Origin of the sequence: Collimonas fungivorans, assembly GCF_001584145.1 — a bacterium.
In the GTDB taxonomy this organism is placed as follows: domain Bacteria; phylum Pseudomonadota; class Gammaproteobacteria; order Burkholderiales; family Burkholderiaceae_D; genus Collimonas; species Collimonas fungivorans.
In genome coordinates this window covers 1,522,635-1,542,114 of record NZ_CP013232.1, presented here as the reverse complement: position 1 = coordinate 1,542,114, position 19,480 = coordinate 1,522,635, and the positions used below count along the sequence as shown (strand labels likewise).

14 protein-coding genes and 1 pseudogene are annotated in these 19,480 nt (G+C 57.1%); all 15 read right to left on the bottom strand.

Features of this window, described 5'->3' with window-relative positions; genetic code table 11:
- Positions 1-2: 2 nt before the first annotated feature.
- A pseudogene (locus CFter6_RS06650) lies at positions 3-1,645 on the bottom strand (DUF885 domain-containing protein).
- A gap of 212 nt (positions 1,646-1,857) precedes the next feature.
- The gene (locus CFter6_RS06640; protein WP_061539260.1) at positions 1,858-3,618 is read right to left on the bottom strand and encodes a GGDEF domain-containing protein; all 1,761 of its coding nucleotides are present in this window, start codon (positions 3,616-3,618) and stop codon (positions 1,858-1,860) included.
- A gap of 135 nt (positions 3,619-3,753) precedes the next feature.
- Complete coding sequence (locus tag CFter6_RS06635) at positions 3,754-4,902, bottom strand: glycosyltransferase family 4 protein (RefSeq protein WP_061539259.1); 1,149 nt, start codon at positions 4,900-4,902, stop codon at positions 3,754-3,756.
- A 103-nt stretch (positions 4,903-5,005) separates the two neighbouring features.
- On the bottom strand, positions 5,006-6,145 hold the full coding sequence (locus CFter6_RS06630) for a glycosyltransferase family 4 protein (RefSeq protein ID WP_236904561.1): 1,140 nt from the start codon (positions 6,143-6,145) through the stop codon (positions 5,006-5,008).
- On the bottom strand, positions 6,120-7,520 hold the full coding sequence (locus CFter6_RS06625) for a glycosyltransferase family 4 protein (RefSeq protein WP_061539258.1): 1,401 nt from the start codon (positions 7,518-7,520) through the stop codon (positions 6,120-6,122). The genes CFter6_RS06630 and CFter6_RS06625 overlap by 26 nt, the downstream gene beginning before the upstream one ends.
- Positions 7,517-8,773: an ABC transporter ATP-binding protein gene (locus tag CFter6_RS06620; RefSeq protein ID WP_061539257.1), complete on the bottom strand. Its 1,257-nt coding sequence runs from the start codon at positions 8,771-8,773 to the stop codon at positions 7,517-7,519. The genes CFter6_RS06625 and CFter6_RS06620 overlap by 4 nt, the downstream gene beginning before the upstream one ends.
- The gene (locus tag CFter6_RS06615; RefSeq protein WP_269465637.1) at positions 8,773-9,597 is read right to left on the bottom strand and encodes an ABC transporter permease; all 825 of its coding nucleotides are present in this window, start codon (positions 9,595-9,597) and stop codon (positions 8,773-8,775) included. Before CFter6_RS06615 ends, CFter6_RS06620 begins: the two co-directional genes overlap by 1 nt.
- Positions 9,598-9,611: 14 nt before the next feature.
- Complete coding sequence (locus tag CFter6_RS06610) at positions 9,612-11,099, bottom strand: mannose-1-phosphate guanylyltransferase/mannose-6-phosphate isomerase (protein ID WP_061539256.1); 1,488 nt, start codon at positions 11,097-11,099, stop codon at positions 9,612-9,614.
- A gap of 11 nt (positions 11,100-11,110) precedes the next feature.
- Positions 11,111-12,082 (bottom strand): GDP-mannose 4,6-dehydratase, encoded by a 972-nt coding sequence (locus tag CFter6_RS06605; protein ID WP_061539255.1) that lies wholly within the window; start codon positions 12,080-12,082, stop codon positions 11,111-11,113.
- Between the two features lie 46 nt (positions 12,083-12,128).
- Positions 12,129-13,076 carry a GDP-mannose 4,6-dehydratase gene (locus CFter6_RS06600; protein WP_061539254.1) on the bottom strand — a complete coding sequence of 316 codons (948 nt, stop codon included), beginning with the start codon at positions 13,074-13,076 and terminating at the stop codon, positions 12,129-12,131.
- 43 nt (positions 13,077-13,119) lie between these two features.
- Positions 13,120-13,911 carry a class I SAM-dependent methyltransferase gene (locus CFter6_RS06595; protein ID WP_236904560.1) on the bottom strand — a complete coding sequence of 264 codons (792 nt, stop codon included), beginning with the start codon at positions 13,909-13,911 and terminating at the stop codon, positions 13,120-13,122.
- 106 nt (positions 13,912-14,017) lie between these two features.
- Positions 14,018-15,160 (bottom strand): acyltransferase family protein, encoded by a 1,143-nt coding sequence (locus tag CFter6_RS06590; protein WP_061539252.1) that lies wholly within the window; start codon positions 15,158-15,160, stop codon positions 14,018-14,020.
- Positions 15,161-15,269: 109 nt separating this feature from the next.
- Positions 15,270-16,595, bottom strand: a complete 1,326-nt coding sequence (locus CFter6_RS06585; RefSeq protein WP_061539251.1) for a glycosyltransferase — start codon at positions 16,593-16,595, stop codon at positions 15,270-15,272.
- A complete protein-coding gene (locus tag CFter6_RS06580) occupies positions 16,592-18,247 on the bottom strand; it encodes a glycosyltransferase (protein WP_061539250.1) in 1,656 nt (551 codons plus the stop codon). The genes CFter6_RS06585 and CFter6_RS06580 overlap by 4 nt, the downstream gene beginning before the upstream one ends.
- 401 nt (positions 18,248-18,648) lie before the next feature.
- Positions 18,649-19,119: a transposase gene (locus CFter6_RS06575; protein ID WP_082814637.1), complete on the bottom strand. Its 471-nt coding sequence runs from the start codon at positions 19,117-19,119 to the stop codon at positions 18,649-18,651.
- Positions 19,120-19,480: the final 361 nt, after the last annotated feature.

The following is a 19,480-nucleotide window of genomic DNA, read 5'->3' as shown; positions in this document are numbered from 1 at the left end:
TGCTAAACCGCCGAGGCCTGCTGCGCAATCCACAGATCTATCTGCGTTTCCAGCATCTCCAGCGGCAAAGCGCCATTGTCGATGACGGCGTTGTTAAAACGCCGCAGGTCGAATTTGCTGCCGAGCTCCTGCTGCGCTTTTTCCCGCAAGGCCTTGATTTTCAGCTGGCCTATCTTGTAACCCAGGGCCTGGCCCGGATCGACGATGTAACGGTCGATTTCGACCTGGTTGTCGTGCGGCGGATTGGCGGTGTTCACATTCATGTAGTCGATCGCCTGCTGCCGGCTCCAGCCCAGTGCATGCATGCCTGTATCCACCACCAGCCGGGCGGCGCGGAACAGTTCATCGTTGAGATGGCCGAATTTCGAGTAGGGATCGGTATAGAAACCCATTTCACCGCCCAGGCTTTCAGCATACAGCGCCCAGCCTTCGCCAAACGCGACATACCAGCCGAACCGCCGGAATTCCGGCAGGCCTTTGATTTCCTGGGCTCGCGCGGTTTGCAGATGGTGGCCCGGCACCGATTCATGCAAGGTCAGGGTTTCCATTTCCCACTTGGGGCGCGAATCCAGCTTCGACAGGTTGGCGACGAAATAACCCGGCCGCGAGCCGTCTGGCGTTCCCGGTTCGTAATAAGCGCCGGCCTGGTTCTCGGCGCCTACTTCCGGCACCGGTTTGACGTCGACCGGAGCGCGCGGAATATCGGCAAAAAAGCGCGGCAGCTGTGCCGAAGATTTCTTGATGATGTCCTTGTAACCGGCCAGCAAATCTTCCGGCTTGGTGTAATAGAAGCGCGGATCGGTATTCAGGAAAGTGATGAATTCCGCAAACGTTCCCTTGAAGCCGGTCTGCTGCATCACCAGCTTCATTTCTCCCTGGATCCGCGCCACTTCCTGCAAGCCGACGTCATGGATTTCTTGCGGCGTCATGCCGGTGGTTGTGTTTTCCTTCACCTTGTATGCGTAATACGCCGCGCCGCCAGGCAAACTGGACGCTGCTATGCCGTCGCGGCAAGCTGGCAGATAGCTGCTGCTGATATACGCCTCCAGCTTGCGGAAAGCCGGCGCCACGCTTTGATGCAGCAAGCGTTGGCCTTCACGCGCCAGGCTTGCGCGCTGCGCCGCCGGGATCGACGCCGGCATGTCCTTGAACGGGACAGCCAGGGGACTGCTGTCGAGCTTGGCGACAAATTCCTGCAGTTGTCCGGGACCACGCTCATCGTGACTTTCGGTGCCACCCAGCCGGATTTGACCCCTTGCTGCAATTGCGCGATCACGCCGTCGACATACTTGGGCAAAGCGCGCAAGCGCCCCAGGTAGTTGCGGTAATCCTTGACAGTGCTGAACGGCGTCTGCGCTACCAGCTGAGGAAATTCGAACTGGACCCCGCTCAATTGCGAGATCGGCTCCGGGTTATACGGATAAAACTTCGCAGCCTGGATGTTTTTCTGTTTTTCGTAGATAAACAGGTCATATGAAAGCAGGTCTTGGCCGCTCAGCTTGCTGCGGTCGATGCGCTTGGCTTGCAGCAGCATCTGCTGCTGATGAGTATTGCCAGCCAGGCTGGCGGCGAGCGATGCATCCGACAGGCGGTCGTTATAACGATTGTCGCCGACCGCCGTAGCGAATTCTGGCGCGTTGCGCATGCTCCATTGCCAGTCGCTGTCGAACAGCGTATTGAGTTGCTGTTGCGGTGTTGCTGCGTGGCTTAGCGACGCCAGCAGCAGGCTAAAAAGAAAAAGGAATTTATTCATCCATGTCTCCGAAGATTAGCTCGCCATTCTAGCAAACTAAGCAGGAGAAAATTTCTCGATAGAAATCCCTTTCCGCAGCCGGATTTCAGCCTAAAAAAGCGGCATCAGACAAAGACAATCGTCTCGTCCAATTTACCCCGCGGCGCCGCCACCACCACGTTGCGGCCGCTGTGCTTGGCTTGATACAAGGCCTGGTCGGCACGGCCTATCAGGCTTTCAAGGTCGTTGTCGCATTCAAAAGCCACCACGCCAAAACTGGCGGTGACATTGATCATCTCGCCCCCATCCAGCCGGAAATGGCAGGCGTCGATAGCGCAGCGCAATTTCTCAGCCGCCGCAAGCCCCTGGGACAAGTCGATTTCGGGCAGCATCAGGAGGAATTCCTCGCCGCCGTAACGCGCCAGCAAGTCGACCTTACGGTGATGTCGCCGGCACAAGTCCGCTACTACACGCAATACCTGGTCGCCAGCCTGGTGTCCGTGGCGGTCATTGACGGCCTTGAAATGATCTACGTCCATCAAGATCAGCGTCAATTGCCGCCGGTAGCGCTGGGCAATGCCGAATTGCTGCTCGCCCTGCGCAAAAAAAGCGCGGCGATTCAGCAGGCCGGTCAGGAAATCCGTGTCAGACAAAGTCCGCAGTTGCGCAATCATTTCTTCGCGCTGTTTTTCCAGCCGGACCTTGGCCAGGCTATGCGCCTTCAGCACATGGATTGCCCGCATCATGACGCCGATCTCATCGTCATGGCGCGGTATCGGAATTATCGTGCTGAACCGTTCGTCGGCCAGCGATACAAACAGATCCGTGGCGTCAAGGATAGGACGCAAGACACGCAACCGTATCACCTGCATGAGCAGCACGAAAATAGCCAGGGCCACCACTCCCAGGCCGCTTACCGCCACCAGGAAAAAAGCAGCCTGCCTGTTTTGGTGCCTGGCCTGCTGCAGCATTTCGGCCAGGACCAGGTCGCGCAGATGCGGAATCGCAGCCATTTGCGGCACATAGCGAACCGCCATGTCGCGAGCGCCGAGACCGTAGTCTCCAGAGCTGCGTCCGATAGCAAACAATTCGTTCAGGAAACCCAGGCCGGCGCCAAGATAACGATCGTGCACCGTATCCAGGGCGGCTTTCAAAACCGGATTATCCTGGTAAGGACGCAACTGCAGCTCAATCCCGGAATACAACTGGCCGATTTGACCCGACAGCCTTGAAAATGCATCGATTTCCTGGGAAGTCAAAGGCCGTTGAGCAATTACCGGCGCGGTAAAGACAGCGCCGATCCGACCAGCGATATTGCGCAAGCTGGAAGCCAGCAAGGCGCCTTCCAAGCCGTCGCTAAGCTGCGAATCGGAGCGAATGGCGGTGTCGGCCAGAGCAACGATTACCGGAGAAAAACCGCTATCCACATGGTCCATCGTCCGCAGTACGGCGCCGACGGCTGCCATGTCGCGCTGCCGTTCCGACAGCGCCAGCAGCAGATCCATCTCTTTGCGCATCGCCGCCAGCGCCTGCTCGGTCGACGCAACATGTGCGACCACCGGCGCCAGCTGTGGAACCGCCTGCTTTTGCAAGGCGCGGCGCAAGCTTGCCAGCGCCCGATCGCTCGCGAACCGCGCCTGGTCCAGTCCTGCAAATTCCCTGGCAGCAGCGCCAGCTTCTTGCAGCAGCAGTGAATTGCCGGGATCACGCTCGGCCGCCAGCCTTTCTTCCACCAGCAATGCCAGCTGCAGGTTCCGGATGGCGGGCATGCTTTTTGTGCTGCGTTCGTATACGGACCACTCGCTGCTAACGATCCGGCCGATCAGAACCAGAAAAAGCAGCATCAGCAAGATCGAAATCAGCCAGAACAAACGATTGAGCGACATACGAAATAACATACGTCCAGACGGGAATGTAATACATTGTTTTTAATAGTTATAATCTATTTAAAATCACACTTAAATAGATTATTCATTAAATTATCGTATCACACCTCGCAAAAACCGCAACTTGCCGGGTGTTCAGGCCTCCAGGCTTACCTGCGTTTCCGCCTGCCCATGTATTTGCAGCACGTCGCGATAGAGGCCGGCATAACTTTCCCCCATCACCCTGGCCGTAAACAATTTGTGATAACGCGCTTGCGCCCGCGCACCCATGGTCCGCGCCAGCTCAGGGTCATCCCATAACTGCTGCATCGCCAGCCGGAAAGCCTCCGGGTCGCTGGGTGGGACCACCAGGCCGGTTTCCCGATGGTTGTTGATATAACTGGTGCCGGTGCCGATCTCGCTGGAAATCATGGGCTTGCCGTACATCGCTCCCTCCAGCAACGAGATGCCGAACGCTTCCGAACGCAGGTGCGACGGGAACACAATGGCGTAGCACAGCTGCAGCAACGCGACCTTGTCTTCATCGCTGACAACGCCGAGGAAGATCACATTGCGCAAGCCTTGCTCCTGGACCCGCTGCTTCAGTTCCTGTTCAATCGGCCCGGCGCCTACGATCACAATCGGATAATCGGTTCCGCGCGCGGCATCGAGCAGGATGTGCAAACCTTTGTAATAGCGGATGGCGCCTACGAACAGGAAGAAACGCCCGCCGATCTGCTTTTGCCATTTCTCCGTCAGAGCCGTCGATGGCGTCGGATAGTTGCTCTTGTCGAGGCCGATGGGGATGACCTGCGTCTTGTCCTTGTACCCGGCCAGCACAGAACTGGTTTGCAGGTAATTCGGAGAGGTGGCGACGATTGCGTCGACACTGTTCAGGAAGCGGTGCATCAGCGGCCGGTACAACTGCAACAGCGTCTTGTAGCGCACGATGTCGGAATGATAGGTAACCACGCTCGGCTTGTTCATGCGTGTGACAAAATGGGCCAGGTCCATGAACGGCCACGGAAAATGGTAGTGCACGATATCGACCTCGGCAGCAAGCTGCGCGAAACGCTTCAGCGCGGACAACGAAAAGCCAGTCGAAGCGATCTGCAGGTCAAGCTTGACCCTGTGCACCTTATGGCCGTCGTACATCAATTCCGCCGGATCGGGATCGTCGCTCAGCGTCAGCACTTCGCTCTCGGTCCCGCTGGCTGGCGAACATTTGCACAGCTGGTAAATGGTTTGCTCGATCCCGCCGTACGATTCCGACTGATAGGTCTTGTAAAAATGAAGAACCCGCATTGTCTACTCCTCTCGTAATCTGCCCCATCTCCCTTTGCAACCGGAAGTGAAAAGCCATTTTCTATCAGCGCGGACTGCCTGCGCCAACGATTGCCGACATTACTTAACCATTCGCCGCCTGCCGGTAAACTTCGGCAGTAATGGCCGCGCACTTTCGCCAGGAAAATTGCACGGACCGCTCCAAACCCGCTATGCGCTGCCCCATCCAGGCTCTGTCGTCTTCCAGCAAGCGGCGCATCTGCTCTGTCAGCCCCGCCTCGTCCTGCGGATCGACATAAGCAGCAGCAGCACCCGCCACCTCAGGCAGGCTGGCGCAATCAGACGTAATTACCGGCGTGCCGCTGGCCATTGCTTCCAGCACCGGCAAACCGAATCCCTCATACAAAGAAGGGAACACCATGATCTTGGCCGCCGCCGTGACGCAAGCAAGGTCGGCCTGGTCCAGATAACCTGCCAGGCGCACATGGCCGGCGCTGACCGCCTGCGCCAGGGCGCCGTCCAATTCTTGCGCCTGCCAGCCTGGCATGCCCACCACCAGCAGAGGAAAGCGCTCGCGCAAAGGCGCGGGCAAACGCGCATGTGCCTTGAGCGTCAGCAACAGGTTTTTACGCGGCTCCAAGGTACCGACCGACAGGATGAAACCGCGATAAGCCAGACCCATATTATTGAGGCGAACCGACAGCTGCTGCTCCACCCTGGGCTGGAAGACAGCAGAGCTGGCAAGCGGCGCCACCACCACTTTTTGATCCGGCACGCCGAAATGTTTCTTGATTTCCTGTCCGATGAATGCGGAATCCACCAGGATCCGGCTGACACGCGCCAAGGCCGACGGCAGCCTGCGCTCGATTTCTCTCAGGCGGTCTCCAGGCTGCGTTTGCGGAAAATGCACATGCGTCAGGTCGTGCACGGTCATCACTGTCGGTCCGTTGAAATTGAGCGGCCACAAGCTGGGTTCGTGGTACACATCCGGACGCAACGTGCGCGCACCCTGGTTAAAGCGCCGTTGCTCAAGCATCCGGCGAACAACATAGGCGCCAGGCAAATGCTTGGCAATGCCGGCCCAGCGCGAATAGTCCTGCATCGGCTCGCCGGCCAACTCGTCTTGCCAGCGCAAGCCATTGAAATATTGCATTCCAAGGTCAGGCGTTTGCTGCAGGGCCTGCGCCAGCTCGGCAACGTAGTTGCCGATGCCGGTGCGGGGCGCCAGCAGGATCTTGCTATTCAGGGCAATGTTCAATTTCATGAAATTCACTTTGCTTATGCTTTTGCGTTTGTACCTGGCGCACGACCCGTTCTACCAGCTGGCGTGCCGAATCCTCCCAGTTGAGCCAGGACCAGTTCGTCATATGCCGCGCCGCTGGAAATATGCCGCTGTCTTCAAATTCCAGGATTTTCTGTGCCAGCGATTCTGGCTGGCCCAGGTCGAAATAGCTGACAAATTCACCGCCAATCTCGTGGAACACGGGGATATCACTCGCCATCACTGGCAAACCGCGCTGCATGGCTTCCACCAGCGGCAAACCGAAACCTTCTACAAATGACGGAAAAACCAGCGATTTGGCATGGCTATAACAATATTCCAGCTCGACGTCGCTCAGGTCATTGAACATGAACAGGTGCCGCTTCAGCTGCGGGTGATTTTTTACACGCTCGATCAGACGCTCGTTCTTCCAGCCTATGCGGCCGATAAAACACAATACGACATCGCTGCCGTCCCGCCACAGCTGCTCAAAGGCATCCAGCAGGTAAGCATGATTCTTGCGCGGCTCGATGGTGCTGACCATCAGGTAAATGGAAAGGCCGGAGCCGAACAATTTTTCCACCGAGGAGCGTACCGATTTATCGGTATCGACCTGGTCAAGTTCCGATCCCAGATGGAAGAAATCAAACCAGCGGCTGTCAGTGCGTTCGCTGCCAAGCCAGCGCCTTACCTCACTGTTCACTTCATCACGAATGGTGTTCGATATGGCAATGAAACCGTTCGCCGTATTTGCGATCCATTCGAACCAGCGGTCGAATACCTGCACCAGCGGGCCGTCGCAAAACTGGGGATGGGTCAACGGGATCAGATCGTAGATCACCGACACGATGGATACTCCCTGCCGCTGCAGTTTCTCGGCTACAGGGAAAAAATCGGCGTGCCAAGACGAATCCAGCAATACCAGGATATCGTCGGAGCGGCACGCCATTTCAAAGGCGCGCGGCTGCACTTCGATTTTTTCCAGGACCCGCTCGGTCAGGTACAAGGGCAACGCGAACGAAAAACTGGCCAGGCGGCATAATACGTACGTCGCGCGCTTTACATTATGCGAGGCGCTCCATGGCCAAAACCGCAGCAAGCGCGAGTGAACCAGCCAATATCGGTTACGCACCTGTACCAGCTTCTGCGCCATCTTCTCCAGTTTCTGCTGCAGCCGGCTGCGCCACTCATCGGTATGTTTCGGCGCCAGCTGCATGACTTCAAGTATCTTCCCATCCTTGAATATGACGGGAATGCAAACCGCCTCATCTTGCACCCGCGGCAAATGATTGATGATATTGCGGACGACACGTTGTATCCCGGAATTCATTTCGGGATGATGGAAGACATAAGTACATTCGATCAGGAGTCTGGTCATGCTGCTAAACCGTCCTTGCTGGCGCTGCCAAGCGACCGCACTATGGCTACTTCAGGCTCCAGGAATGCACAACCGACAAAGTCGGGGCGATGCGTATTGACCACATGGAAAATAACGCTGTAGTCACGCCATTCATAGTTGGTGTCAAGATGGGAATCCACCCGCGACAGGGAAATGGATATCGCATAATTTCCCTTGCCGAGGTCCATCGCAAAGCGCCAGCGATAAACCAGGTCTTCCCCCGCGCGCAAATCGGTCTGCGGCTGGTTGAGGCGATGGGTATTGATGCCGAATACGGCATGCCCCAGCTTGTCCGTGATCAGGTAGCCCATTACCAGCCGCGGCACTTCAGAGTTGATCGCAACCCGGACTTCCAGCGTAACCTGCGCGCCGACTTCAACCACGTCGACTTCCTGGCCCTGGTCGTCCAGCAGCCTGACCTCGGCAACGCTGGCCTGTCCGGTTCCGGAGATGGTCCGCAATTTGCCGTCGGGCAGGCGCTCTTGCCTGACGGTGCTGCGGTCGCGCTCAGCCATCATGGCATTGTAGAAATCCATCACTTCCACCGGATCGCCTTGCATTTCCAGCCGCCCGCGATTGAGCAATATGGCGCGGTCGCAAATGGTCTGGATGGCATAGCGATCGTGCGACACGATCAGCAAGGTAGTGCCGGCGCGGCGAAATTCCCTGATCCGTTCAAAACTCTTGTGCTGGAAATACGCGTCGCCGACGGACAGGGCTTCATCGACAATCAGCACATCCGGCCGGCTGGCGGTCGCAACGCTGAACGCCAGCCGCATCTGCATCCCGCTGGAATAAGTCCGCACCGGCTGGTCTATGTATTCGCCGATTTCGGCGAACGCTTCGATAGCCGGCATCAGCGCTTCGATTTCATCTGCTCTCAGGCCCTGCAGCTGACCGGCCATGATGGCGTTCTGCCTGCCGGTAAAATCCGGATGAAAACCCATGCCGAGTTCAAGCAGCGCCGCCACCCGTCCCTGGATGTCGATGCTGCCGGTGGTGCTCTGGGTAGTTCCAGCGATCATTTTCAGCAAGGTGCTCTTGCCGGCGCCATTGACGCCGACAATGCCGACCGCCTCGCCGGCCGCCAGCTGGAAGTCAATATCCTGCAAGACCCAGTGCAACTGGTGCCGTTGCCGGGAAAAAGGCAGCACCCATTCCGCCAGGCGCGCCCAGCGCCCGTTGTACGTCTTGTAGGCCTTGCCCAAACCTTTAACTGTAATCTTGCCCATCATAGTTCATCCACCATTTCGCCCGCATGCCGGCGAAACAGCTGCAAGCCGATCACACACAACACCACGCTCAGCAGCGTCACCGCCCACAGGTCGCTCCACAGCGGCCAGGCGCCGCTGACAAAAATCCCCTGGTAAGCAACCATCAGCGCAGTCATCGGATTAAATTTGAGCAAGCCCTGCACTCCCTCGGGCAGGGTGGAGACTGTATAGACAATCGGGGTAAACCAGAACCAGAACTGCAGCACGATGCCGAACAGCTGGCCGACGTCGCGGAAAAAAACGTTGAGCACGCCGAGAACAATGCCCAAGCCGATAGAAAACAGTATCTGTATCAGCAGCAGCGGCAGCACGCCAAGGAAAGCCCAGCCGGGGAAATTGCCGGAGATAAGCAGGAACCCCAGGAACAATCCGAAAATGATGGAAAAATTCACGCCTGCATTCATCACCGTGATGATCGGCAGGCAGATGCGCGGAAAGTTCAGCTTCTTGATCATGTTGCCGTTTTCCAGGAATACGTTCTGCATGCGCGATACGGTTTCAGTAAAGAATCCCCAGGTCAGCAAACCGGCGCACAGATAAATCCCGTAGGCAAACTGGCTGCTGGCGTTAGGCAGGCGCGCATGCATCAACTGCGAGAAGATCACTGTATAGACCACAATCATGGCCAGCGGATTAAGCACCATCCATACCGCGCCCAGCATCGAATTGCGATAGCGCGACTGGAATTCGCGCTTGACGCTGCCGAGCATGAAGCCGCGGTAGTGCCATAACGAGCGCAGCATGGTCTGGTTTTTTTCCTGCATCTGCATTTTCAACCGCATTTTCAACCGCATTTTCAACATGATTTGCACCTGCCATACTTGTCGTCAAAGCGCACGATATCGTCTTCACCCAGATAGGCGCCGCTCTGCACCTCGATCATCACCAGTTCCAGCAAACCCGGATTTTCCAGGCGGTGTTTGGTGCCGGCAGGAATGTAAGTCGATTCGTTGGTGTTGACGTACATTTCCTGCTCGCCGTTGACCACCTTGGCCATGCCATGCACCACCACCCAGTGTTCGCTGCGATGATGATGCATCTGCAGCGACAGCGACGCGCCCTGTTTGACGACGATGCGCTTGATCTTGAAATTCGGTCCTTGCTCCAGCAGGGTATAACTGCCCCAGGGCCGGAATACGGTGCGATGCAGTTTATAAGTGGCGTGCTCGGTGCTCTTGAGCTGGTGCACGACTTTCTTCACGTTCTGCACGTGGTCCGGATGGGCGATCAAAAGCGCGTCAGGCGTATCCACCACGATCAGGTTATTGATGCCAACCGTCGCCACCAGGCGCTGTTCGGAATATATGTAGTTATTGCGGCTGTCGATCAGCACAGCTTCGCCCAGCACGCGATTTTCCTGTTCGTCAGGCTCCACCAGTTGCCGCAGAGCGCCCCAGGAACCGATATCGTTCCAGTCGAAACCGGCCGGTATCACCGCCACCCGGTCGGAACGCTCCAGCACCGCATAGTCGATTGAGATGTCTTGCATCGCCATGAAGCTGTCGCCGTCCAGCTCCTGCAGCAAGACCCCGGCCGAAGCGGCGGCCGGGCTGGCCTCTATGCATGCAGTGGCCTGCGCCAGGATTTCAGGCGCATGCCTTTCGAGTTCGCTTAAAAAGGTCGACACCGAGAAACAGAATATGCCGGCGTTCCACAGATGCCGGCCGCTTTCGACAAAACCGGCAGCGCGTTCGGCATCCGGCTTTTCTATGAAACGGCTTACCTGGGCCGCTCCGGCGCTATCGATCTGATCGCCGCATTCGATGTAGCCGAAACCGGTTTCGGGCGTCAACGGGCGGACCCCGAACGTCACCAGGTAACCTTGTTTGGCGACTTCCACCGCATGATGCACGGCTTCGGTAAAACACTCCACATCCTTGATCAAGTGATCGGCCGGCATCACCACCATGATGGTGTTATCGCCATGCAGTGCACGCAACGACAGGGCAGCGACCGCGATTGCCGGCGCGGTATTGCGGCCGGACGGCTCAAGGATGAAATGCGGCCGATAGTGCGCGCCCAGATCGGCCGAAACGAATTCGTCCTTGCTCTGGAAATAATAGTCTCGGTTGGTCACGCTCAGGATATCGCCGCGGATGCCAAGCTGGGCTACCCGCTGGTAAGTCTTTTGCAACAAGCTCTTGCCGTCCGGAAGTTTGATGAAGGGTTTCGGATGTCCTTCCCGCGATACCGGCCACAAGCGAGTGCCGGCGCCGCCCGAAAGCACCACCGGAACGATGACTGCCGTTGCTGTCAATGGAATGCCGGGTTCTGGCGTACGCATCTTGATCTCCCTTATTCTTTAGCTACACGACGCATGTCTGCATCGACCATTTGCTGCATCAACTGCACCAGGTTGGTTCTCGGCTTCCAGCCCAGTTTATCGTGCGCTTTCGCCGGATTGCCGAGCAACACATCCACTTCGGCCGGCCGGAACAGCTGCGGATCGATCACCAGGTAGTCTTCATAATTCAGGTCGAGATGAGAAAAGGCGATGCGGCACATTTCACGCACGCTGGTGGTTACGCCAGTGGCGATCACATAGTCGTCGGCCCGCTCTTGCTGCAGCATCAGCCACATTGCTTCGACGTAGTCGCCGGCGAATCCCCAGTCGCGCTTGGCGTCGATATTTCCCAGCCGCAGTTCCCGCTGCTTGCCGAGTTTGATCCGCGCCGCTGCATCGGTTACCTTGCGCGTAACGAACTCGATTCCGCGCAAGGGCGATTCATGATTGAACAAGATACCGCTGGAAGCATGCAAACCAAAGCTTTCGCGATAATTGACGGTAATCCAATGTCCGTACAACTTCGCCACTCCATATGGGCTGCGCGGATAAAACGGGGTGTTTTCGTCCTGGTGTTCGGCCTGGATCAGGCCGAACATCTCGCTGGTGGATGCCTGGTAAAAGCGTGCTTCGGGACTGAACTGACGGATCGCTTCCAGCATGTGCGTGACGCCCAGGCCATCCACCATGCCTGTCACCACCGGCTGGTTCCAGGAAGTACCGACAAAACTCTGCGCGCCGAGGTTATAGATTTCGTCTGGCCGCGACTGGCACACGGCGCGGATGGCGGAAGTAGCATCGGCCAGGTCGCCCTCGACAAACTGCAATTTTTCCAGGATGCCCAGTTCGCGCAGGCGCCACAGGGTATCGCTGCTGCGTCGCGCCAGCAGGCCATACACCTTGTAGCCCTTGTCAAGCAGCAGCTTGGCAAGATAGGCGCCGTCTTGTCCGGTCACGCCGGTAATCAATGCTGTTTTTGTCATTGCCTGTATCTCCATGAGTCTGTTCTAATTTTTTCCACTTTTTCCGTCATGCACGCGGATGAGCTTGAGCCGCAGTCTCCGCTGCTACTCTGCTCTCCCAGTCCGACAACACATTCAGCAAAGTCTGCTGCATGGGAATGCCAGGCTGCCATGCCGTTGCCTGCGTGATTTTTTGATTGCTGCCCTTTACCCGGCGCAAGTCCGAAGGCCGCAAGCGCGCCGGATCCTGCTCGATTTGCGCGTCGATCTCGGTCAGGTAGAGCATGCTGGCGATCAGGTCGCGGATCAGATATTCCTTGCCTGAGCAGACGTTGTAGGTTTCTCCGTTCAGGCCATTTTCCAGCAATGCCAGGTAGGCATAAATGACGTCTTCGACATCCAGGAAGTCGCGGCTGACGTCGACGTCTCCCACCTGTATGCGGGGCTCCTGCAAGCCCTGGCGGATGCGCGCCAGCTGCCTTGCCACGCTGGAAATCACGAAGTCTTCACGCTGTCCCGGACCGATATGGTTGAACGGCCGCGCGATCAGGATGCGCCATGGCTGGTTGCTGCTCCATTGATAACAAAGCAGCTCAGCCGCCGCTTTGCTGACTGCATAAGGATTTTGCGGACGCACCGGCAACTGCTCGCTGATCGGCAATAACTCGGGGTTCACCTTGCCGTACACGTCGCCCGAACTGACATAAAGGAAAGTCCCGCTGAAACCGTTGCGCTGCAGTGCCTGCAGCAGGTGCAGCGTTCCTTTCAGATTGACATCCAGGGTATGCGCCGGATCGTGGAACGCTTCCGGAATAAAGGTTTGTCCGGCAAGATGGATCACGGCATCCGGACGGACCTGCTGAATGACCAGGTCCAAAGCCGCCGGCTCCAGCAAGTCATAAGAATTGTCGGCCGACACCAGCTCCCAGCCATGCGCAGCGGCGATACGCCCGCGCATGCGTTCAAAGGCAAGGCCGACAAACCCTGATTGCCCGGTAACAAATAGTCGTTTCATATGCAACCGCTCCTTTGCTGTCTGCCTGCCGTCGTGCTTCCGATCATGGCTTGCGCGCAATGATGACCTGGCTTTTCGGCATGAAATCGTTCAAAGCCTGCCTCACCTGCTCGCCGTTCGGCGTGTCCATCAGCGCTTCCCAGGTTTTTGCCCAGTTATCCAGCAAGGGATGGCTGGCATTGTTCAGGTCGACCTTGCATATCCAGAAAAACAGCCACCAGACTGACCAGTAGAAACCGTAGTACTCATGCCTTTCGATCACCAGGCCGGCATCTGTCACCATCTTTTCAAATTCGTCGCGCTGGATGATGCGGATATGGTTCGGCTTCTCGAAATACGAAGCCGGAGCCACGCCCTTCTGCAAAGTCTCTTGTACCGGATCCGGTACCGACAGCAAGTATTGAGCGCCCGATTTTCCAACCCTGGCCAGTTCACTCAAAAACTGTGCCGTATCGTCGACATGCTCCAGCACTTCCATGCAGATCACCCTGGACGCTATGCCATCTTCCAGCAACAAGGGATTGGCGTCGCCCACCACTCCCTGCACCAGCCGCGCCGGCGTTTGCGCCAGGCGCTGTATGGTGGATTCCACCTTGTCCGCATCAATGTCAGCCACGATCACATGCGCCCCGTGGTTGGCGCAGAACAGCGAATTGCCGCCATCGCCGCAGCCGATATCGAGCACCACATCTTCGGCGCTGATAAAAAAGCCACGATACAGCTCGCTGCTTTTATGCAGGTACCAGCCGCTTGCCAAGGCATCACGCAAGCCTATATGGAAGGAATCGATGGCGGCGGCCGGCGCCGGAACCGAGATCGCCGGGGCCGGGGTCACCGGAACTACCGTTTCTGTCTTTCGAACGCCAAAAAATTTTTTGAACATGTCTCGCATACTATTTTGCTTTCACTGTTATCGATGGACGCTTCCTGATGCAAGTGAGCTAGGTCTGGAACTGGAGCTGGGACTTGCCCATCCGGTCGACAATTCTTTTGCCGCGTGCACGCAGGGGGACTTCAATAAAACGATAATTAAGTTCGCTCAATACCAGCACCAGCGCCAAGGCGGTAAACACCAGCCTGGCATTGTAGGTTTGGTCAAAAACGGTATCCGCGGGGGCGATCCAGTACCAGATCTGGCGGCTCATGAGATAGGCCGGCATATGTATCAGATATAGCGCGTAGGAACGGCTTCCCACCCAAAGCAGCACACGTTTCAAGGCATTGTCCGGCATCAGGTAATCCGCATCGTAGGAACCGATCCAAACCAGCACGACAGAGAGCAATGCAACGATACCGACCCAATAACGAAAGTCCTGGTACCGTTCCGAGCCGATTACAACCAGGCCGCCCGCCAGTACCGCGAGGACGGCAAAACGCATCCAGTGGTGCTGCTTGAGAAAAACCGGTTCCAGCCTGCGATAGCTGTCGTGCTTGCTCCAGATTGCCAGCAGCACGCCCAGCAGCAGCGCATCGGATCGCATCATCATCAGCAGCAATGATTGATGGCGAGACGCAAAAAACTGCAGCACTACCAAGGCAATCAACACACCGGAAAGCCAGCGGCGGCAGATGAACACGACAATCGGCAGCAACAGGTAGAACTGTTCTTCCAGGGACAGGCTCCAATATGGAAAGGCCGGGCCAAGTTCTTCATGGCCGAACTTGAACACCAGGCGCAAGTTTGCATAATTCAAGATCCCTGCAAGGCTGCCATCCAGGTTTGCCTGCAGCGAGCCGAATATGCCGGATTTCCTGAAAGCCACCGCCGCCAGCAACAGCAGCGCCAGCCAGAGCCATGCGGAAGGCCACAAGCGCCAGGCGCGCCTGATCCAGAACTTGGCCGCCACGGCAAAAAAACCCTGCCGGTCCTGGCCTTGGCTAAGCCGCGGAATCAGGTCCCTGGCAATGACAAAACCAGAAATCGCAAAAAACAGATCAACCCCGGTCCAGAATCCGAAATGGCGATAGACATAGTCAAGGACGTCGCTCGGCTGTCCCATCAAATTGAATCGCATATGCTGGAACAACACAAAAAGCACGGCGATCCCGCGCAATAATTCGATGTCTTTAATCCGATGGTTCATATGCGATCGGCTCCCGATAGCTACGGTCCAATTTGCGGGCGACGAGCGCCAGGCGCATGATATTGCTGCCAGCGGCTAGCTGTGCACAGCCGGCCGCCAAGGGTGTTCTTCATACGCCGACCTTTTCCACAATCTTGGCAAGGCCGTTCCCATTCATCCGCGGGTGGTTTGCAAAGAAAGCAAGCAAACGCTCCCTGGTCACCGCATGCGAACAATGCCGCTGCAAGCGCCGTACTGCGTGTTCCGCCATCTGCCAGTATCTGTCCGGATCCTGTTTGGCGACGCGATAACTGTCTTTATAGGCGGCCAGCAGAGTGCCCCAGTCTATGCGGTAACGCAGGGTGCGGTATGCCTGGCGCGGATCATGCGGCCAATGGCTGGGCTCGGTGCTGGAGTCCAGCACAAATGCATTCTCGTGATCGATATAGTCGGCCATCGCGGTGTTGCGCGGCGCAATAGCCGGTTTGCCGCAGGACATGAACTCCATCAAAGGCAGGCACTGGCCTTCTCCATGCGAGGTATTCAGGACGTAGGTCGTTGCAGACACCAGGTTCTCGTAGTCGGCATCGCTCAGGTAGCCATGGATCAGCAGGATCCGGCACTTGAACGGCGTCAGCTTGTAGACGTTCTCGAGCAAGTTGTCGATGCCGATGCGGACATCATGGTGAGTCAGCTTCAACACCAGCGTGGCGTCTTCGGCATCCCGGAACGCCCAGCAGAAAGCGCTGACCATGTCGTACCAGTTCTTGCGTCCGTCATACGGATTGAAGACCGAGGTATACACCACGCCATCGATATGGACCTTGACCGGCTCGCGCCGGGCCAGCGCCGGCGGCCGCACCAGGTTCGGCTTGGGATCGCGCCGGCGCGGCACGCTGTAGGGAGAGAGATCGACTGTCCGGCTGTCGATCACGGTGCCGGCGACGTGCAGATCGACACCGTCGGGATGATTTGCGATCGACAGTCTTTTACGTATCGCGGCAAACCGGTCCCAGACCGGCGCCGGGATAGACGCTACCGGAAATTCCGGCGTCATCGCCTGCCGCACCGTATCGGCGGTGAATGCCGAGTGCGTAATCGCAGTGCCGACTTTATCAAACACATAACGCCAGTCGTGCCGCGGTTCGCCAAACCAGGTTTCATTGGGCAGCGTGCTGAATTCCCAGGCAAATACCGGAATGGTTGGACAAGCCAGGTCGACCACGGTTTTGTGCGGCGGTGAAAACGACAGGAAAACGCAGGATTCGCCATGCGCCAGGGCATTCCTGTAAATCTCATCCACTTCACGCGCAGGGTCGCTGACGGCCACCACGATGCCGAGCTGTTCCAGCACCGGCCTGAATTCCTTCAGGACGAAGTAGTAGCTGTATTCGGGTAAGCCGAGATTGGAAGCAATCGAGCCGGCGTTGGTCTCGGAATAAATAATGATAATCATCTGGCGGCCCCTGCCTGCTGGAAGAAGCTGCGCAACTGTTCTTTCACGACTGCGCCCGAGCTGAAGGACTCCAGGCGCGCCATGGCGTGCTTGCTCATTTCCAGGTATTTCTCAGGCTGCTGTTTTGCTATCCGATAGCTGTCTTCGTATGCGGTACAGATTGATTCCCAGTCGAGACGGTAGCGCAAGGTGCGGAACAAGTCGCGCGGATCGTTCGGCCAGACGTTGTGTTCGAGGCCGGACTTGATGACAAAGGCAGCGCGATCGTCGATATAGTCTTCCATCGCCGTATGCTGCGGCGCGATCACCGGCTTGCCGCAGCACATGAATTCCATCAGCGGCAAGCACAAGCCTTCGCACAGGGATGTATTGACGTAATAACTGGTGGCGCCGATCAGCTCTTCGTAAGTCGGATCGTCCAGGTAGGCGTGCAGGGTAAGGACCCGGCACTTGAACGGCGCCAACTGCGACAGCAGGGTCAGCAAGGTGTTGTGATAGCGCGACAGGTCGCGTTCGTTCATCTTCAGCACCAGCGTCGCGTCGTCGACATCGCGGAAAGTCCAGCAAAATGCGGTCACCATGTCGAACCAGTTCTTGCGGCCATCCTTGGGGCTGAGGATAGAGGTGTAAACCACGCCATCCAGGTTGACTACAGCTTCAGGCTCCGGCACCGGGGCTGGCGCAACTGCCTCCACTGGCGGCGGTTCCGGCGGCAATTCTGGCAGTTGCGGTGGCTCTGCCGGCAGCTGCGGCTGCGGAGCTGCACGGCGTTCATAACCCATCATGGCGCGTGCCATGGCGTTCCCGCTACGTCCGCTGACCGCTACCGCCCTGGCTAGCCATAAAGGCAGCAGGTCGCGCAATGCTTCACGATACCAGGTCAGCAGATGGCGTTTGGTCACCGCCAGCCGATAACGCAGGTTTTTGGCCGGGGCTGGTGGTTCAGGCTGGGCCTGGGGTTCGGGCGCCAACTGCGGCGGCAGTTCGTGTACAGGTACTGGTTCGGGTACAGGTTCTGGCGCAGGTGCGGGCGGCGGCGATGACAGCTCGTCCTCATCCTCCGCCTCAGGAAAAGTAATGTGAGCGATCAAGCCGTCCGCCGACAAACCCAGCAAGTGGCTGTCGATCACGGTGCCGCGCAGCTGCAAGACGCTTGCTCCGGGCGGCAATTTCGCGCCAAATCGCGAGCGGGCGCCGGCAAACTGTTCCCACAAAGGCGCTGGCGCCGCCAGCACCGGGAAGGCCGCGCCCATCGCCTCTTTCACAACGCGCGCGGTATAGCTGGACAAGGTGATCGCCCGGCCATGGCGGGCAAACACCACGCGCCAGTCGTTGCGGACATCGTCATCCCAGATCTCGTCGGGAATGTTGCTGTACTCCCAGGCGAACACCGACACCGTCGGGCACTTGAGGTCGATCTGAGTCTTGTTCGGTGGGGAAAAGGAAAGGAACACGCATTCTTCGCCGCGCTGCCGGCATTCTTCAAACAGCGGGTCGACTTCGGTTTCCGGGTGCCGCACCAATGTAACCGTGCCGAGCTCGGCCAAAACGGTGCGAAAAGCTTTTAAGACAAAGTAGTAGCTGTACTCTGGCAAACCAAGGCTTTTATCGATCGTGCTTTCGCCAATATCCGAATACAGAATGAAATTCATCAAAATCGTACTTTTAATCGAATGTTAATTGCCCAAACCATTGCCCGAGCCGCCAGCGGCTTTGGCATATTGCTGTTCAGACTTGTCTCAGCCCCTTAACAAGGGCCATTCTTTGTTATGTATAGAGGAGGCGCAGCGGCAGCCGTGTGGCGTATCGCTCAGAAAGTTTCCTATCAAACACTGTCCCTATGGTTGCCGATAATACCTGATCCCGCACGGCGGTAGTGCGATGAGGCGCGGCTTTAGAGCAGGAACCCTATTGTGCCTATAGGTAACTTGGAGAAGGAGAGGATTTCAAAAAAACAACATATGCCAGCATCGGCTGCAGGCGCAGGATGATACCGGTTACACGAGAACGCTGTGCGGCGAGCGCCTGCAACCGGAAGTTTTGCTATTGAAGATCAGCCGGTCTGGCTGTCATTGGTGACCAGCCACACCCAAGACGAAGACAATTCGTCGGCGCGCACCGGTTTTGCGTTTGCGCCTGCGGCGGAAGCCAAGGCGCGTCCATAGATTTTCACATTGCTGCGCCGGATCGACCTTTCCGTGTTCAGGCGGGTATGTTCGTCGCCAAGGTCGACAATCGCCCCCAGCATGACTTGCAACTCCTGGTCGTCAACCAGGTTTTCGGCCAGGCGCCGCCAGACGTCGGCCTTGGTCCAGCGCCGGAACCGCATGTAGCTGGTTCTCCAGCGGCCGAATTCAGGCGACAGATTGCTCCATGAACCGGATTTCAGCGCAACCCACAGCACCGCCTCCATGAACAGGCGATTGTCGCGGCCGCACATCCCGGAATCTCCTGGCCGCCCAACCAGCAGAGGTTCCAGTTTCTCCCACTGATCATCTCGAAGAACGCCATCAATTTTCTGCATCTGTTTACTCTTTGATTGTTGGATATGGAGCAAGCGCATCGAATTGCCTCTTGGCAAATCTTTTTTCTTTTGGAAATTGCCTGCCCAGATCCAGTCGGTTAACCCTGCGCTATACATTCACCGGTTTGTTAAATCCGGCGGCAGCACGCAAGCAAAGAGTAAAAGCAAGAAGCGTATGAAACCACTAAAAAACTCAATCTTTAACTATCGTTGACACAAATTAACAATATTTAACCGTCTAATGGCGTGAAATGCACACCTATTCTTTCCCACAGAAAACAAAGCCGATTTAACTATTTCTCTTGGCTAATTTTTATTGCCTGTCGGTTTCATGCTGGGCCGCTGGCAAACTCAGGCGCCC

Bases quoted from the DNA above. Each gene is read 5' to 3' on its own strand.
- CFter6_RS06625 (WP_061539258.1), bottom strand. From the start codon at position 7,520: ATGACCAGACTCCTGATCGAATGTACTTATGTCTTCCATCATCCCGAA.
- CFter6_RS06605 (WP_061539255.1), bottom strand. From the start codon at position 12,082: ATGACAAAAACAGCATTGATTACCGGCGTGACCGGACAAGACGGCGCC.
- CFter6_RS06615 (WP_269465637.1), bottom strand. From the start codon at position 9,597: ATGCGGTTGAAAATGCAGATGCAGGAAAAAAACCAGACCATGCTGCGC.
- CFter6_RS06600 (WP_061539254.1), bottom strand. From the start codon at position 13,076: ATGAAACGACTATTTGTTACCGGGCAATCAGGGTTTGTCGGCCTTGCC.
- CFter6_RS06585 (WP_061539251.1), bottom strand. From the start codon at position 16,595: ATGATTATCATTATTTATTCCGAGACCAACGCCGGCTCGATTGCTTCC.
- CFter6_RS06630 (WP_236904561.1), bottom strand. From the start codon at position 6,145: ATGAAATTGAACATTGCCCTGAATAGCAAGATCCTGCTGGCGCCCCGC.
- CFter6_RS06635 (WP_061539259.1), bottom strand. From the start codon at position 4,902: ATGCGGGTTCTTCATTTTTACAAGACCTATCAGTCGGAATCGTACGGC.
- CFter6_RS06640 (WP_061539260.1), bottom strand. From the start codon at position 3,618: ATGTCGCTCAATCGTTTGTTCTGGCTGATTTCGATCTTGCTGATGCTG.
- CFter6_RS06590 (WP_061539252.1), bottom strand. From the start codon at position 15,160: ATGAACCATCGGATTAAAGACATCGAATTATTGCGCGGGATCGCCGTG.
- CFter6_RS06580 (WP_061539250.1), bottom strand. From the start codon at position 18,247: ATGAATTTCATTCTGTATTCGGATATTGGCGAAAGCACGATCGATAAA.
- CFter6_RS06620 (WP_061539257.1), bottom strand. From the start codon at position 8,773: ATGGGCAAGATTACAGTTAAAGGTTTGGGCAAGGCCTACAAGACGTAC.
- CFter6_RS06610 (WP_061539256.1), bottom strand. From the start codon at position 11,099: ATGCGTACGCCAGAACCCGGCATTCCATTGACAGCAACGGCAGTCATC.
- CFter6_RS06575 (WP_082814637.1), bottom strand. From the start codon at position 19,119: ATGCAGAAAATTGATGGCGTTCTTCGAGATGATCAGTGGGAGAAACTG.